We start from the raw sequence: 14,828 nt of genomic DNA, 5'->3' as shown, positions 1-14,828 counted from the left end.
CCCACACCCCCCGCACCCCCGACCTGGACCTCGACCGCGTCGCCGACGCCTTCCCGCTCGCCGGCGGATCCATCCGCTCCTGTGCCGTCACCGCCGCCTACCGCGCGGCCGACCGCGGCACCCCCGTGACCACCCACGACCTCATCGACGCCATCGAGACCGAATACCGCAAACTCGGCCGGTTCATCGACAGCGACACCTTCGGCACCCACCGCGCCGCCACCGCACCGCCCGCAGGCTCCGCCCCAGCACGATAGGCCCGGCGCCCGCCCTCGTACCGCCTCCTCGATCCCAGCACGCGGCGCCTGCTGGAGGGCAGGCTGCAGGCTGGCCGCGGACCTGCGCGGGGCCCGGATCCATACCGGGGCGCAGGCGAACAGCGCCGCGCAGGCGCTCGGAGCGGAGGCGTTCACCAGCGGCCACCACATGGTGTTCGCCGCCGGCGCCTACGCGCCCCACACCGGCCCCGGGCAGGCGCTGCTCGCACAAAGCCAGGACCACGCGGTACGCGGCGGGACAACCTGGACTACGCGCGGCAGGAGGCACATCTGGCGAGCCTGCTCGAGAGGTTGGACCGCATGCGCCTGGACGACCCCGCACGCAGAGATGTGGAGAGTGCGGCCACTTACGCTTGGCTGACGATGTACGCCCGTGATGTCTACGCCGAGGGAAAGGCCGCAGGGGCGGCGGCGAAGGACGCCGGGAAAGAGATGTTTCCCACTTTCGGACGTCATTCGGCCTACGACACGGACCCCGACCAGCCTGGTCCTTCGACCTCTGGCGGTCCGCAGTGACACCGCCCTCGCACTGAGCCCGTGGGCGGATGTCATTCGATCCTGTGTGTCCCGGATTCTTGGTTACCGCGTTCGAGGGAGTCCGAGTGTGTCGAGACGGATGGGGCGTGTTCGGCGTGGTTGGCTGCGACTGCAGGCCTTTACGGGGAGGCTGGAGAGTTTTCCGTGGGGGAATCTTCGCGTTTCGGGGCCGGGATTCGCGTGTGTCGGAGGTGTCTCGTTCGATGGCACCGGAGGACGAGGGCACCGATCGTGTCCGGCTGGTTTCGCGTGGGACGTGTCCCGCGGGTCAGTGGGCTCGGGTCGCCGATTCGGGAAGGGCTTTGAATGTCGTCTGCCGCACTGGCCCCCGGTGTCTATGTGAAGGAAGTACCCAGCGGGATGCGGACCATCTCCGGCTCGGGTACCTCGACGCCCGCTTTCCTGGGGTACACGCTGAAATCGCCGGACGGCCAGGAGTCCGGTCCGCCGGTCCTGGTACGTGGCTGGCGGGAGTTCGTAGACCTGTTCTGGTATCCGCAGGGGCTCGTCGAGGCCAAGGAAAAGCTCCGGCTGGCAGAAGACGCGAATCGCCTCGCGCAGGATTCGGTCGACGCTCTGTGGGAGAGCTTCCGCAAGCTCGCGGAGAAAATGCCCCCGGAGAAGATCACCAGGCTCAAGGAGCTCAACCAGAAGCGGTGGAACGGCGAGATCACCGAAGAGGAGCAGGGCACGCTGAAGGCCCTGGAGGGCGAGATCCCCGGGGCTGCCGAGGAGGCGTACCGGAAGGTCGGCGTGGCGGGCGACGGGCTCATCGCCGCCGGTGAGAAGGTCACCAGCTGGAATTCCATCGTCACGGGGCTCTCGGGCGCGGAGAACTGGAGGCTGGCGGACGCGGTGTCCGGGTTCTTCGCCAACGGCGGGGCGTCCTGCTACATCGTTCCCCTGTCCGCGAAGAAGGAGCTTGCCCAGGAACTCGCCGGCGATCCCGACAAGCGCACCGGACTGGCGGGCCTGAAGTTCGTCAGGGAGGTGTCCATGGTGGCCGTGCCGGACCTATGGACGCTCGGCCCGCAGGAGGCTGTCGGAATCCAGTACGTGCAGCTGGTGGTGGCGCACTGCGTCGAGATGTGCGACCGGGTGGCGATCGTGGACCCGCCGCCGACGCGGAGCACGGCCGCCCTGCGGGCGTTCATCGACAAGCTTCCCCGGACCGACGAGGACGCCGCCTTCACCACCGTGTACTACCCGTGGGCCACCGTGATCGGCACAGTCCGGGAAGTGGAGACCGAGGTCCCCGTCTGCGGCCACGTCGCCGGGGTATGGGCGCGCACCGACGCCGAACGCGGGGTGTTCAAAGCCCCGGCCAACCAGAACCTCCGAGGGATCACCGGCCTGCCGACGCTGCTGACCGACCCCGTGCAGGGCGAGTTGAACGAACTGGGCGTGAACTGCCTGCGCTCCCTCCCCGGCCAGGGATACCTGGTGTGGGGTGCCCGCACCCGCTCGACGAGCCGGGACTGGAAGTACCTGAACGTGCGTCGGCTGGTGTGCTTCTTGGCCGAGTCCATCCGGACCTCCTCCACCTGGGCCGTGTTCGAGCCGAACGACGAGCGGCTGTGGGCCACGTTGCGGTACTCCGTGGAGACCTTCTTGACCGACCAGTGGCGGCGAGGCGCGCTGCAGGGCCGCACCACGCAGGAGGCGTTCTCCGTGACGTGCGACGGGACCAGCAACACGCCCGAGACGATCGACCAGGGCAAGGTGATCTGCGATATCGGGGTGGCACCGGTCCGGCCGGCGGAGTTCGTGCACTTCACCATCACCCAGATCACCGGCCGGCCGGGCCAGACCGGGTGACCCTGACATCGACGAACGGACAGGAGTGATCCCGTGCTGACTGGCGACACCATCCTCAACAGCAGATTCGCCATCGAACTCGGCAAGTTCCAGGTGGAGACCGTGCAGAACGTCTCCGGCCTGAGCCTGGAACAGGATGTCGTGGAGACCCGGCAGGTCTCCCCCACCGGTGAGGTGGTGGTGCGCAAGCAGCCCGGTTCCCGCCGCACCGGGGAGATCACCGTCACCCGGGGCATGGACAAGAGCACGGCCTTCACCGACTGGATCAAGGCGACGCTGGTCGACGCCGACCTGGCCGCCGCCCGGCAGAACATCACGATCTCCCTCATGGACGCGCAGAAACAGACCGTCCGGCGCATTCACCTCAGCAACGCGTGGGCCTCCCGGTGGCAGGGGCCCTCCCTCGGCGCGGCCAGCTCGGAAAGCGCCCTCGAGGAGGTCACCATCACCTACGAGGACATCACCATCGAGTAACGCCCCGGCCGTCCTCCGCGCCCGCCGCGTCCCGCAACAGCCCGCTCCACGTCGCCCACAGCACCCGGAGATCTCATGACCACCCCAGCGCAGGCGCCCGGTGTCTACGTCACCGAACGTCCCAGCGGCGTGCGGACCATCGTCGGTGCCGGTACCACCACGGCGGCCTTCCTCGGCTACACCCGTACAGCTGGGACCGAAGACCCCGACCAGACACTGCCGCCGTTCACCGAGGCCGAACGCACGGTGCCGCAACGAGTGCGCAGCTGGAAAGAGTTCGCCGACCGCTACAGTATCGCCGGCCTGTCCGCCGAACTGAAACGGACCCAGCGGGAACTCGACCAGGAGACCGACACGGAGAAGCAGGCGTCGCTCCGCAAGAGCGTCAACGCCCTCGGACGCTGCCTGGTCCTGGCCGAAGCCGTGTACGGGTTTTTCGCCAACGGAGGCACCGATGCCTGCATCGTAGGATTCCTCAACCCCGAAAACGCGGTCGACGAGAAGACGCTCGGCGGCGACGTCGAGCTTCGCACCGGACTCGACGGCCTGCTCAGCGTGCCGGAAGTCGCCATGGTCGCCGTGCCCAGTCTGTGGGACATGACCGCGGCGCTCCCCAAGGAGGGCACCCGGCCGCACCCCAACGAGGACATCGGCAGGACCCTCATCAGCAGAGTCGTCCAGCACTGCGTGACCATGCGCGACCGCCTCGGAATCTTCGAACCGCCCGAGGGCAAGACCCCGAGCGAGGTGGAGACCTTCGTGGACACCGGGCTCCCGACCAGCGGTGACGACGCCGCGTTCAGCACCTTCTACCACCCCTGGCTCCAGACTCCCGGGGTGGACGGCGTCAGCCGCACGGTACCCCCTTGCGGCCACATCGCCGGCGCCTGGGCGCGCACCGACACCGAACGCGGAGTGTTCAAGGCGCCGGCGAACCTCAACCTCCGCGGCGTACTCGACCTGAGGTCCCCTCTCACCGATGGCGACCAGGGACGACTGAACGAACGCGGGGTCAACTGCCTGCGGGTCTTCCCCGGCCAGGGGATGCTCGTCTGGGGCGCCCGCACCCGCTCCACCGACCGCGACTGGGTCTACCTCAACGTCCGCCGGCTCGTGTGCTTCCTCGCCGACTCCATCCGCCTCTCCTCCACCTGGGCGGTGTTCGAGCCGAACGACGAACGGCTGTGGGCCACGCTCCGCCACTCCGTCTCCAGCTTCCTCACCGACCAATGGCGGCAAGGCGCGTTGTTCGGCCGTACCCCCGAGGAAGCCTTCCTCGTGAAGTGCGACGGGGATACCAACCCCCAGGCCACCATCGACCAGGGCAAGGTCGTCTGCGACATCTGGGTGGCACCCGTCCGGCCAGCCGAATTCGTCCACTTCACCATCACCCAGATCAGCGGCCAACCCGGCCAGGCCGGCTAGGCCATGACCGGGAACCCGCGGTCCCGGCTCGTGGACGTCGTACGGGCGGGAGACACCCTCGTGTGCCAACCCACCCTGACCAGCCGTACGCCGCCTGCCAGCGGTCAGCTCATGCTGCCTCCCACCACGACGCTCTCCGGCTCGGGAGGGTTCCAGGCGCAGGGCGGGACGGTATGCGTCCCCTCCGACATCACCAGCGTCTCCCTCAGCGGCATCCGCTACACCGCCGGAGCGTTCACCGTGCCCGGCAGCGGAACCGTGACGTTCAAGCTGGACGCCGTTCACCACACGGGCAGACTCCGGACCGGGGGAATCCAGGTGGTGGTGAACGGCGGCCCGGTGGAATTCCACTTCCGCGTGGACTTGAAAGCCAAAGACAAGACAAAGAACCCACCCGCCGAGGACCCCGCCGGACCCTACGAAGGAAGAGCCGACCTGCGGTCTGCCGCACAACGCACCGTCCACGCCGGAAACTGACCTCTTGCCGGTGAGCAAAGGCATCCTGAGCCGTGTCGGCGATGACCTCTCCCTCCAGCACCGGACGCGTAGTTGCCGGCCAACTCCGCCCGATTCGCTGGGGTTCGAGCGGCCCGTTCCGATCCCGCGATCCGCGGCGGATCGTCTCCCGCGTGGTCCGGATTCCCGGTAGCCGCGCCGGAGGTGTGGCCGTCAGGCTCCGGAAGTCCGCACGCGAGTCAGACCCCGGAAGCTCTCCAGTCTCTCCAGCAACCGCCGCACCCCCTCCCGCTCGGCGGACAGCCGCGCGGCGTCCTCCGGCACGGCGGTCCGCGAGGGCCTGAATCCGCTCAGCAGGTCCCCCACCAGGACCCGCTTCCCCGACAGGAGCGGATCGAGCAGCCGCGCCACCTCGGAAGGGCTCGCCGCGGTCGTCGTGTCATGGCCGTTGGCGGCGCAGACCGTGCTCGCGGTGTCCGTCGCGCCGAGCGGGGCCCAGCGAATCGGGTGTGGTGGATCCGCCTCGATCACCGACTCGTCCGTCAGCCTCCGCAACCCGGTCGGCTCTGGAACCGGCTCGAATCCGCCGGCCGTCCAGCGGCGCAGCGAGACGGCGGTGGCACGGTCCCCCACCGTGCGCGGCGCGCCGAACTGCCGGAAGGCGTCCATCGAACGCCGCAGTCCCTCGGGCAGTTCGGGTGGCAGGAGGCCGTCCGGTCCAGGGGTCGGGGAGAACATCGGGGCGTCCACCGGCGTCAGTAGGCTGTCGGGGCCGCGGCGGCCGGTCAGTGCCGCCGGGTCGAGGTCGATCAAGAGGTCCTCCAGTTCGTACCCGGCTTGGTGTTCCTCACGTGGAACGCCGACGTTCACGCTGGTGGCTGCCTCCGGTCCGGCGCTCTCCCCGACGTGGTAGTAGCCCGAGGGCCAGTACAGAAGGTCCCCGGGACCGACCTCCGCCTCGAAGGAGCCCGCCCGGTACCGGGCGTAGTCCAGCACCGTCGACACCGGCTCGTCCCAGGGGCGGCGCGGCCAGAAACGCATCCGCTTGCGGCCCTTGAGTCCGAACATGAAGGTGGCGAAGCGGTCCTTGTGGACACCGACGGGACTGTGCTCGTACGTCCCGTGGAAGAGCGTGGTGATGGCACCGGTGAGCGGCAGTCCGACGATCTCCCACAGCCCCGCGTAGAACTCCCGTTCCCGTCTCCACAACGCGAAGTCGAAGGAGTGGAATCCGCTGATGACCAGGGCGTGGCGGCGCCCGGTCAGTTCTCCGGAGAGCCGTTCCCCATAGCCTTCGAAGGAACCGTCGGCGTCGCGCGGCAGCAGCGGTCGCGGGTGGGTCCGCTGCTCCCTTTCGACGGTGAGGCCCGCGGTCGGCGGCACAGGGGTCGAGCCGTCGCCGGCCCGGCAGGCTGCGGTGGCCGCCGCGAACACCTCCGCCTCGACGAAGGGGGCGGGATTCACCGACCGGTAGAGCACGGGGCCCCGGTCCCAGTGCCGTTCGGTGAACGTCCGCCAGTCGAACGCGTCGTTCACCACGGTCAGCGGCGCGCTCATGCGGTTCGCTCCCTTCCCGGCCGTGACGCGCCGTCCGCGGTCGCAGCGGTCCCGGCGCCCCTGGACGACCGCTGCCGCGGCACACCGTCCGTCGGGGCGTCCACCAGGTCGACGGCGCGCAGAGCGTGCAGCTTCCGCAGCAGGGCGAGCACTCCGGCATGGGCGGACCGCGGGAACTGCCGGCACAGGTCATCGACGGTGGGCGCGGCGTCGGTGACCTCCCCCAGACGCTCCAGCAGCAGTTCTCCCAGCTTGCCGCGCAGCGCGAAGGCATGGCCGTTGACCGCCCATATCCAGTCGTCGCCGTCCGGCATGCGCAGCACCGGAGCGGTGGTCCGGACCGCGTGGGCGGCCTCGGGCGGCGGGCTCTGTCGTGGTGGTGGTACGGGCTCCAGCCCTCCGGCACTGGCCCTCCGGGCCGACAGGATGCGCAGCACCCGTTCCAGCCGCGGGCCCTCGCACTCCTGCATCAGGGCCGCCGCGGTGGCCGCCAGCGGAAGCACGTCCGGCGTGGCTCCCCACCGGTCCTCGACGGGCGGATAGGCCAGGTACGGCACGGCGTCGTCCTCTCCTCCGTACCTGCGCTCCTGCAGCAAGCCGGACACCACGTCCTCCACGGCCCGGTGCAGCAGTCGGGGGGCTACCGGGATACGGAGCCTGAGGGCCAGGGTGCCTGGCAGGTGGCCCACTTCGGCACGAGGGCCGGCGGGGCGGTACACCGCTTGCCCCGCGGTCGCCTGGACGGCCGGGGCGTCGCCACCGCCGCCGTCCGCTCCCGGCCGGACCGTGAGGCCGCCGGCCAGCACGAGGGTGAGCGTCGCGTGAGTGTCCGCCACCTCGGGGTCGGCGGCCACGGTGATCCCGCCGCCGGCCAGCAGCTCGGTGACCACCGGCAGGACCGGAGTGCCGATCCGCTGCCACAGCGGATCGATCAGCCGACGGGTCTGCGACCAGAGTTCGTAGTCCAGCAGCAGCGGCTGTTCCACGACGAGCAGCCGACCCTGGCCGGGCATCCGGGCGTCCAGCCGCCGCTCGTACTCCGCGGCGCTCGAATCCTCCGGGTCGGGCAGCAGGTCCCCGGGGGCTGCGATGGAACCGCCCTCGACCAGGAACCGGACATCGGGTAGGGCGCGGAAGCGCGTGCCGGCCCGGAACGGCGCGGCGGCGGAGGCCATCGTCCGGTACACGAGCCGGTCGTCCACCGGAGGAACGTCCCTCCCGCTGTCCCAGACCCGCAGCATCGCGGCGGAACCCTCCCGGTGGTGCATGGCGAGGTGATCCCAGACGGTGGTGTTCACGCGTCCTCCGCGGTCGTCTCCGGGAAGCGGTGGCGCAGACGCACGGCGTATCGGGCCAGCGGTTCCATCCCGAGCCGCCGGCGGCGTTCGTCGACCTCCTCGGGCCGCTCGATCGGGCACGGTTCGAGACCGCCCGCTCCTCGCCGGAATTTCGTCCCGTACAGCTGAGGCCTGCCCTCGACCAGCCGTATCGCATCGGTGGTGCAGGCCACGTGCCGCCAGGGGATGTCGCCGTCGGCTGCGGCCTGTTCCATCCGCGCCAGGCATGCGCGCAACACGTCAGGAGGTCCCTCGGCGTGCTGGACGAGTCGGCAGGCGGCCTCGGCGGCGCGCCGGCCCACGAGCATGTGTCCCGGCCAGCCGTGTTCGTGGATCACGTCCACCAGCCAGGCCAGCCCGGCGTCGGTGAGCTTGCGCAGGCGCTCCTCGGTCCCGGTGTCGGTGAATTCGCCGGCCGTCCAGCGTTCGCGCAGCACGGCGTCCACCCGGTCCAGACGGATCAGCCGTCTCCCGATCGCGGGGTCCCGGGGCGTCACGCGGAAGGGATCGATCCGCAGCCGCACGGTCGTACGGTCCCAGCTGTACGTGATCCGCCGGCCGACCTGCCGCCAGTCGAAGGTGACTTGTCCTTCGCAGGCACTGGTCAGCTGGATCCGGGTCCCCTGCGCGGGGTCGTTGAAGTCGCCGGGTTCCAGGTCATCGAAGACGTACTCCACGGCGTCCCGCAGGGCGATGCCGAGTCCGGCGAGGTCCAGTCGCAAGGTGTCCTGAGCCGGTGGTGTGTCACCGGTCCCGGCCGGGGCCGGGTCTGCGACGGCGGCGAAGCCGGACGCTCGGGGCGGCGGCTCCATGGCCAGCAGCGGTCCGCCGCTCGTGGCGCGGAAGAAGTATGGGACGTCGCCGCGGTCCAGTTGCTCGCGCTCGGCCAGTGTGAACGCGTCGTGACCGGGTTTCCCGGTGAGCAGTTCGCCGTCGAGAACGTCGGTGTACACCGCTGTCGGGTGCGGCAGTACGCGGACGAAGCGCCGCGTCGCACGGTCGGCGACGGCCTCGTTCAGGCGCTTCCGGTTGCGGCACATCAGGGTCCAGGCATCGAACATGCCCCGCAGGAAGGCCGGGAGATACGGCCCGTAGCCGGTGCGACCGCAGGTGTCGGCCACCACGTTGCGGGTGTCGGGCCGGGCGCAGGGTGTGCGTCGGGCGCGCAGTCGCAGGCCGCCGTCACGGTCGGTCGTGAAGTACGCCGCCGGTCCGTCCACGGTGCACCAGCGGGCGGTCTTCTCCAGGCCCGGGTGGTGGTGGCCGGTGCCGTCCGGAGCGGTGATCAGCCCCGTCTCGTGGAGGCGGCGCATCGGCGAGAGGAAGATCTCCAGGTCGACGGGGTAGAGGAGCGGTGCGCTCGCTCCGGGCCGGGTGCCCGCCAGCACATTGCCCTCGCCGAGATCGGCGATCCCGAAACCGAAGCAGGCCGCGGTGAGCGAACCGGCACGGTGCCAGAAGCGGGTGGCCTCACGCGGGCCCAGCCGGGTGCCGAGAAGCCGCAGCCGCGGCGAACGGCGGATGGTGCCCCACTGCCGGGGTGGTTCGATCCATTCCTGCCAGGAATAGGCGTGCCGGTCACGGCCCCGTCCGCTGCGGTGGCGCAGCAGCGGCAGCTGAACCGGTCCGGACGCCGGTGGCAGGGTGTTGAGGAGTTGGAAGACCGACTGCGGCGCGTCGGGGGAGCTCTCGGCGAGGAACAGCGCCTCGCCGGCGGCCGGCCGAGGTTTGTAGGCCACGTGTCCGCCACCGTCCATCCGCAGCCGCAGCACCCGCTGGCCCCCGTTGTGGCTCTCCGCTCCGTGCGCCCGAAGGCCCGTCAGGGGCCGGGCGCAGTGCCGGGTCGTCGAACCAGCAGGAGTGCAGGTCGCGGCGGAGCCGTCGCAGGAAGAGGTCGAGGAAGTCCAGGTACTGGCGGCCGAGCCGATCCCAGCGGCGTTCCTCGACGACACGGCCGAGCTCACCGTCTCGGTCATGGGCTCCGTGGGCGTCGCCGGCGTACGGACGACCGCCGGGACGCGCTTCGGGTGCCGCCGTGCAGCCGGTGAAGACCTCGGTGATCAGCGGTCCGAACAGCTCTCCGTTGGCGACCTTGAGGACTTCCGGCGCCACATGGCGCCGGTAGCGGCTCCGGGCACCGCGGCACCATGTGTCGAGGCTGGTGAGAAGGGCGAGCAACGGTGTGAAGCATGGCTGGGCAAGGGTGTGGGCGATCAATCGGGCGTCGCCGTCACCGGCAAGTGACCGTCCGGAGGTCAGTACCCCTTCCGGGGTACTCCGCAGTACTGGCGGGAAGAGACCACTCGCCGTGCCGGCGCGGACCGCTTCCACGATCTCCCGCGCCGCGGGCGGAAGCCGCGGGCTGGAATCGTCCGCCACGACCGCGGGTCCCATCTCCCAGAGCACGTTCGTCATACGGCGCCGATCCTCGGGGCAGGTGGTGCGAGACGCCGCCCGGCGGACCGGGCGACGTCTCGCGCCGAGCGGTCAGAACGGCGCGCAGTAGACCCTCGCGCAGGTGGTCGCTTCGGCCGAGGCACGAGCCGGTATCTCTTGCTCCAGGTCACCGATCACAAGGTCGAGTTCGGCCTCGTTGTCCGGGACCTCGGACAGTACGTGCATGGCCCCTGCGGGCAAGCTCTGCTTCACGGCGGACCTCCTTCTGCAGATGTGCGGTCGACCAACTCGCTTAATGCTATGGAGCGTTGGTGATCCTAGTTAGTGCCCGCGCACATCCTGCGCGAGGTGCGGAGGCACAGCCGTCGGGGCCGGTGATCCCGTCCCATGTGGGCGATGCGAACGCCTGGCTGCGCCAAGGACAACGGGGCACGTTCGGTGAACCGGGCCACCGGGGTCGCGAGACCGTGTCAAGCATCTCGCGCGGCCGGACGAAAGGCCGTCTGATGTAGCGAGCGGGGTGAACTCCCTGAAGGATCTCACTCGGTGGAGTGGTAGATGGCCTACGAGGGTTCCGGTGGGCTCGGGCCAGGTCACCATCAACAGCGAGCATCCCGCACCGGAGATCCCGGACCACGGGCATTCGTCTGCTGAAGGAGAGCCCCTATGGCTGTTCGTCGTTCACTTCTGCCCTTCGCCACCGCTGTCCTGACCTCGGCGCTGCTCCTGGCCCCCGCCCTGTCCGCCGAGGCCATGGCGCCGACTGCCTGCAAGGGCTCCGCGTGCACGGGGAAGAACCCCAAGCGCGAGGGATGCGGCTCCGGCGCCAAGGTCATCGACCGGGTACAGCCCGCGGGCGGCGGGCCGGAGGTGCAGCTGCGCAACTCGTCCCGGTGCAGTGCCGCCTGGGCGCGGATCCAGAAGGCGAACAGCTCATGGCGATTCAAGATCCAGATCCGGCGCGGTGCGTCGTACACGGCGAACGCCTCACCCTCCCACGAGGCGTACACGCAGATGGTCGGGTCGAGCAACGCCTACCGCGCGTGCGTGGAGATCTATGACGGTCAAGGGGGCAGCTGGTCCTGCACCGGCTGGCACTGAACCCCAAGAACCGTCCGTCGGCCCTGCTGAAAGGGTCGCGGCCGGACGGCCCCGGGCAAGCCCGGCGCGGTCGTCAGCCGCAAGGCTCGCCCCGCTGCCGAGGCGGTGGTGTCCGGCAGAGACGGCGCGTCCGAGGGGACGATGCGCCGGCGCCTCTCCGCGGGCGTCGCCCTTTTCGCCTCCCCGTCCCTCACGCGTTCCACGGCCCTCGTACGGGTGCGGATCCCGTCGTGCGCGTCCGGTCACCGGGACGGCACCAGGCTTCCCGGACTCCTCCCCCAAAGGAGACTCGCATGGCCACGTACGACTACGTCATCGTCGGTGCCGGGTCCGCCGGCTCCGTGCTCGCGGCACGGCTGTCGGAGGACCCTGGTGTCCGGGTGGCGGTGATCGAGGCGGGCGGCCCCGACACCGCACCGGAGATCCACATCCCGGCCGCCTTCCCCCAACTGTTCAAGACCGACCTCGACTGGGACTTCGACTCGGACCCGGAACCGGGGCTCGGCGGGCGGCGAGCCGTCCTGTCACGGGGCAGGATGTTCGGCGGCTGCAGCTCGATGAACGCGATGATCTACATCCGGGGCAACCGCGCCGACTACGACGGCTGGGCGGCGGCCGGGGCGACGGGCTGGTCGTACGCCGAGGTGCTGCCGTACTTCCGGCGCTCCGAGGACAACCAGCGCGGGGCGGACGCGTACCACGGCGTGGGCGGGCCGCTGACGGTCAGTGACGGCAGGTCCGAACACCCGCTCTGCTCGGCCTTCCTGCGGGCTGCCGAGCAGGCCGGGTACAAGACGAACGACGACTTCAACGGCGCGACGCAAAGCGGTGTCGGGCGCTACCAGCTCACGCAGCGCGACGGCATGCGGTGCAGCACGGCCGTTGCCTTTCTGCACCCCGCCCTCGGACGGCCGAACCTCACGGTGCTCTCCTCGGCCCGTGCCCACCGCGTGGTAATCGAGGGCAGCCGGGCGACGGGCGTGGCCGTGGAGCGGAACGGCACCGTCGAGGTGGTCCGCGCCGAGCGCGAGGTGATCCTGTGTGCGGGTGCCTACGAGTCCCCGAAGCTGCTGATGCTGTCCGGGATCGGGCCCGCGGCCGACCTGGCCGCCTTCGGCATCGACGTGGTCCGTGATCTGCCGGTCGGCCAGGGCCTGCAGGACCACTACATGGCGCTGCTGAACTTCCGCACCGACGTCGAATCGCTCATCAACGCGGCAAGCCCGGAGAACGCCGCGCTGCTGCGGAGCCAGGGGCGCGGCCCCCTGAGCTCCAACATCGCCGAAACCGGTGGCTTCTTCCACAGCAGCGACGACCTGGAGGCCCCGGACCTCCAGTTCCATGCCGCCTCCGTGCTCTTCCACCAGGACGGGCTCGGAGCGGCCACCGAGCACGGCTTCGCCTTCGGCCCGGGCGTGCTCACCCCGACCAGTCGCGGCGCGGTGACCCTGCGCTCCGCACGCCCGGACGCGGCGCCCCGGATCCTCCACAACTACCTCACGACGCCCGAGGACCGGGACCGCATCGTCGCCGGGATGCGGATCGCCCTGGAGATCGCGGCGCAGCGGGCGATGGCCTCCATCATCACCGGGCCGTTCGGCGACGCGCCGGCCTCGGACTCCTACCCGGACATCCTGGCCTGGACGCAGTCCCACGGGCAGACCCTGTACCACCCGACCTCGAGCTGCGCCATCGGCGCGGTGGTTGACCCCGAGCTGCGCGTCTTCGACGTGGCGGACCTGCGGGTCGTCGACGCCTCGGTGTTCCCGACGGTCCCGCGCGGAAACACCAACGCGCCCACCATCATGACAGCGGAGAAGGCGGCCGACCTCATCCTGGGCCGTACGGCATCCGCGGCGTCGACAAGGTGACGGTGCGCCGGTCAAACGCCGGTCCGGGTGCGGGCGGTTGACGATCCGGCCCTGGCGGGCCCGCGAGGGCTACGCCTCGAAGAGGTCCGGCCGTTCATCGCCGGGCCCTGTGGTCCTGACAGATCCGGCAGTGGCTGGTAGTCGGGTCCCGGGTCGGCGGCCGGCTCGAGCGATGAGCCAGAGCCCGACCCGGCCTGCACCCGTCGTCCGAGCCGGCCATGGAGCGGCAGGCGCTCCGCTCCCGAATGGCCCCGTCCGGTGGCGATCGTTTCCCTTCCGCCGTATCCTCCGCTCCCCCTCGGGGCCCCGAGGGGCGGAAGAGCACGCCGCGCGGGAGGCTGGAGGCAGCGGCCACGGACAGGGAGGCACCCTTGGTGAAGGAGAGTGCGTCGGACGGCCTGCGGTGCCTGGTCACCGGGGCGACCGGCTACATCGGCGGACGCCTGGTGCCCGAGCTGCTGGAGGCGGGGCACCGGGTGCGCTGCCTCGCGCGCTCCCCGGGCAAGCTGCGCGATCATCCCTGGGCGGATGACGTCGAGGTGGTCCGGGGCGATGTCACCGACGCGGCATCGGTGGCCGCCGCCCTGCGCGGCGTCGATGTGGCGTACTACCTGGTTCACGCGCTGGGTACCGGCCGAGGGTTCGAGGACGCCGACCGGGCGGCGGCCCGGATCTTCGGCGAGCGGGCCCGTGCGGCGGGGGTGCGCCGGATCGTCTACCTGGGCGGCCTCACCCCCGCGGGGGTGCCGCCGGCCCGGCTGTCGCCGCATCTGCGGTCCCGTGCCGAGGTCGGCCGCATCCTGCTGGCCTCGGGTGTCCCGACCACGGTCCTGCGGGCCGCGGTCATCATCGGCTCCGGCTCGGCGTCCTTCGAGATGCTGCGCTACCTCACCGAGCGCCTGCCGGTCATGGTCACGCCCAGCTGGGTGAGTACCCGCATCCAGCCCGTCGCGGTACGGGACGTGCTGCGGGCGCTCGTCGGCAGTGCCCGAATGCCGGGTGAGGTGAACCGCGCCTTCGACATCGGCGGCCGGGACGTGCTGACCTACCGCGAGATGATGCAGCGGTACGCGGCGGTGGCCGGGCTCCCGCGGCGGCTGATCCTGCCGGTGCCCGTGCTGACGCCCCGGCTGTCCAGTTACTGGGTCGGGCTGGTCACCCCGGTCCCGGCCTCGATCGCCAAGCCGCTGACCGAGTCGCTGCGGCACGAAGTGGTGTGCCAGGACCACGACATCACCCGCTACGTACCCGATCCCCCCGGGTCCCCACTCGGCTTCGACGAGGCGGTGTCCCTCGCCCTGCGACGGGTCCGCCAGGCCGATGTCGCCACCCGCTGGTCCTCGGCCGCGGTGCCCGGAGCACCCAGTGATCCCCTGCCCACGGACCCGGACTGGGCCGGCGGCAGCCTCTACACCGACGAGCGCGAGCTGGCCGTGGACGCCTCCCCCGCGGCCCTGTGGCGGGTCATCGAGGCCATCGGTGGCGAGCACGGCTGGTACTCCTTCCCCTTGGCCTGGGCGGCGCGCGGCTGGCTGGACCGGCTGGTGGGCGGGGTGGGGCTGCGGCGGGGTCGGCGC

The 14,828-nt window shown here is 70.8% G+C and carries 13 protein-coding genes and 1 pseudogene; 10 read left to right on the top strand and 4 right to left on the bottom strand.

Annotation, left to right across the window (positions count from 1 at the left end; all coding sequences use genetic code 11):
- From E4099_RS17745 to E4099_RS17720, 6 genes and pseudogenes are all read left to right on the top strand, one after another.
- A pseudogene (locus E4099_RS17745) lies at positions 1-257 on the top strand (ATP-binding protein); the annotation flags it as partial.
- 31 nt (positions 258-288) lie between these two features.
- Positions 289-639, top strand: a complete 351-nt coding sequence (locus E4099_RS35210) for an eCIS core domain-containing protein (protein ID WP_135340056.1) — start codon at positions 289-291, stop codon at positions 637-639.
- A gap of 482 nt (positions 640-1,121) precedes the next feature.
- Positions 1,122-2,633 (top strand): phage tail sheath family protein, encoded by a 1,512-nt coding sequence (locus tag E4099_RS17735; protein WP_135340054.1) that lies wholly within the window; start codon positions 1,122-1,124, stop codon positions 2,631-2,633.
- A gap of 33 nt (positions 2,634-2,666) precedes the next feature.
- On the top strand, positions 2,667-3,107 hold the full coding sequence (locus tag E4099_RS17730; RefSeq protein WP_135340053.1) for a phage tail protein: 441 nt from the start codon (positions 2,667-2,669) through the stop codon (positions 3,105-3,107).
- Between the two features lie 75 nt (positions 3,108-3,182).
- The gene (locus tag E4099_RS17725; protein WP_135340052.1) at positions 3,183-4,532 is read left to right on the top strand and encodes a phage tail sheath family protein; all 1,350 of its coding nucleotides are present in this window, start codon (positions 3,183-3,185) and stop codon (positions 4,530-4,532) included.
- A 3-nt stretch (positions 4,533-4,535) separates the two neighbouring features.
- Entirely contained in the window at positions 4,536-5,009 is a 474-nt protein-coding gene (locus E4099_RS17720; protein WP_245244944.1) for a hypothetical protein, read from the top strand.
- 192 nt (positions 5,010-5,201) lie between these two features.
- On the opposite strand, the gene E4099_RS17715 is transcribed toward E4099_RS17720, so the two are convergent.
- Genes E4099_RS17715 through E4099_RS17705 form a run of 3 tightly spaced genes read right to left on the bottom strand, consistent with a single transcriptional unit; the run spans position 5,202 to position 9,621 of the window.
- Positions 5,202-6,545: a JmjC domain-containing protein gene (locus E4099_RS17715; protein WP_135340050.1), complete on the bottom strand. Its 1,344-nt coding sequence runs from the start codon at positions 6,543-6,545 to the stop codon at positions 5,202-5,204.
- A complete protein-coding gene (locus E4099_RS17710) occupies positions 6,542-7,843 on the bottom strand; it encodes a hypothetical protein (protein WP_209446645.1) in 1,302 nt (433 codons plus the stop codon). Before E4099_RS17710 ends, E4099_RS17715 begins: the two co-directional genes overlap by 4 nt.
- Entirely contained in the window at positions 7,840-9,621 is a 1,782-nt protein-coding gene (locus E4099_RS17705) for a type 2 lanthipeptide synthetase LanM (RefSeq protein WP_245244943.1), read from the bottom strand. Before E4099_RS17705 ends, E4099_RS17710 begins: the two co-directional genes overlap by 4 nt.
- Positions 9,622-9,742: 121 nt before the next feature.
- On the opposite strand from E4099_RS17705, the gene E4099_RS34235 reads away from it, so the two are divergent.
- The gene (locus tag E4099_RS34235) at positions 9,743-10,126 is read left to right on the top strand and encodes a hypothetical protein (RefSeq protein WP_245244942.1); all 384 of its coding nucleotides are present in this window, start codon (positions 9,743-9,745) and stop codon (positions 10,124-10,126) included.
- A gap of 243 nt (positions 10,127-10,369) precedes the next feature.
- Here the strand turns inward: E4099_RS34235 and E4099_RS33035 are convergent, their stop codons facing one another.
- Positions 10,370-10,531, bottom strand: a complete 162-nt coding sequence (locus E4099_RS33035; protein WP_167828407.1) for a hypothetical protein — start codon at positions 10,529-10,531, stop codon at positions 10,370-10,372.
- Positions 10,532-10,945: 414 nt separating this feature from the next.
- Between E4099_RS33035 and E4099_RS17700 the strand changes: the two genes are divergently transcribed.
- The 3 genes from E4099_RS17700 to E4099_RS17690 all read left to right on the top strand — a co-directional run.
- Positions 10,946-11,380, top strand: coding sequence for a DUF2690 domain-containing protein (locus E4099_RS17700; RefSeq protein WP_135340049.1), 435 nt, complete (start codon positions 10,946-10,948; stop codon positions 11,378-11,380).
- Between the two features lie 293 nt (positions 11,381-11,673).
- On the top strand, positions 11,674-13,251 hold the full coding sequence (locus E4099_RS17695; protein ID WP_135340048.1) for a GMC family oxidoreductase: 1,578 nt from the start codon (positions 11,674-11,676) through the stop codon (positions 13,249-13,251).
- 245 nt (positions 13,252-13,496) lie between these two features.
- The coding region (locus tag E4099_RS17690; RefSeq protein WP_135340055.1) for an NAD(P)H-binding protein at positions 13,497-14,828 on the top strand (1,332 nt) is incomplete at its 3' end.

The organism is Streptomyces palmae (assembly GCF_004684805.1).
Classification (GTDB): Bacteria; Actinomycetota; Actinomycetes; order Streptomycetales; family Streptomycetaceae; genus Streptomyces; species Streptomyces palmae.
Note: the sequence above shows the minus strand (reverse complement) of the source record. Positions and strands in the feature narration are given on the sequence as shown.

Excerpts from the sequence above, each read along its gene's own strand:
- E4099_RS17725 (WP_135340052.1), top strand. The coding sequence starts at position 3,183 with ATGACCACCCCAGCGCAGGCGCCCGGTGTCTACGTCACCGAACGTCCC.
- E4099_RS17700 (WP_135340049.1), top strand. The coding sequence starts at position 10,946 with ATGGCTGTTCGTCGTTCACTTCTGCCCTTCGCCACCGCTGTCCTGACC.
- E4099_RS17735 (WP_135340054.1), top strand. The coding sequence starts at position 1,122 with ATGTCGTCTGCCGCACTGGCCCCCGGTGTCTATGTGAAGGAAGTACCC.
- E4099_RS17695 (WP_135340048.1), top strand. The coding sequence starts at position 11,674 with ATGGCCACGTACGACTACGTCATCGTCGGTGCCGGGTCCGCCGGCTCC.
- E4099_RS17720 (WP_245244944.1), top strand. The coding sequence starts at position 4,536 with ATGACCGGGAACCCGCGGTCCCGGCTCGTGGACGTCGTACGGGCGGGA.
- E4099_RS17715 (WP_135340050.1), bottom strand. The coding sequence starts at position 6,545 with ATGAGCGCGCCGCTGACCGTGGTGAACGACGCGTTCGACTGGCGGACG.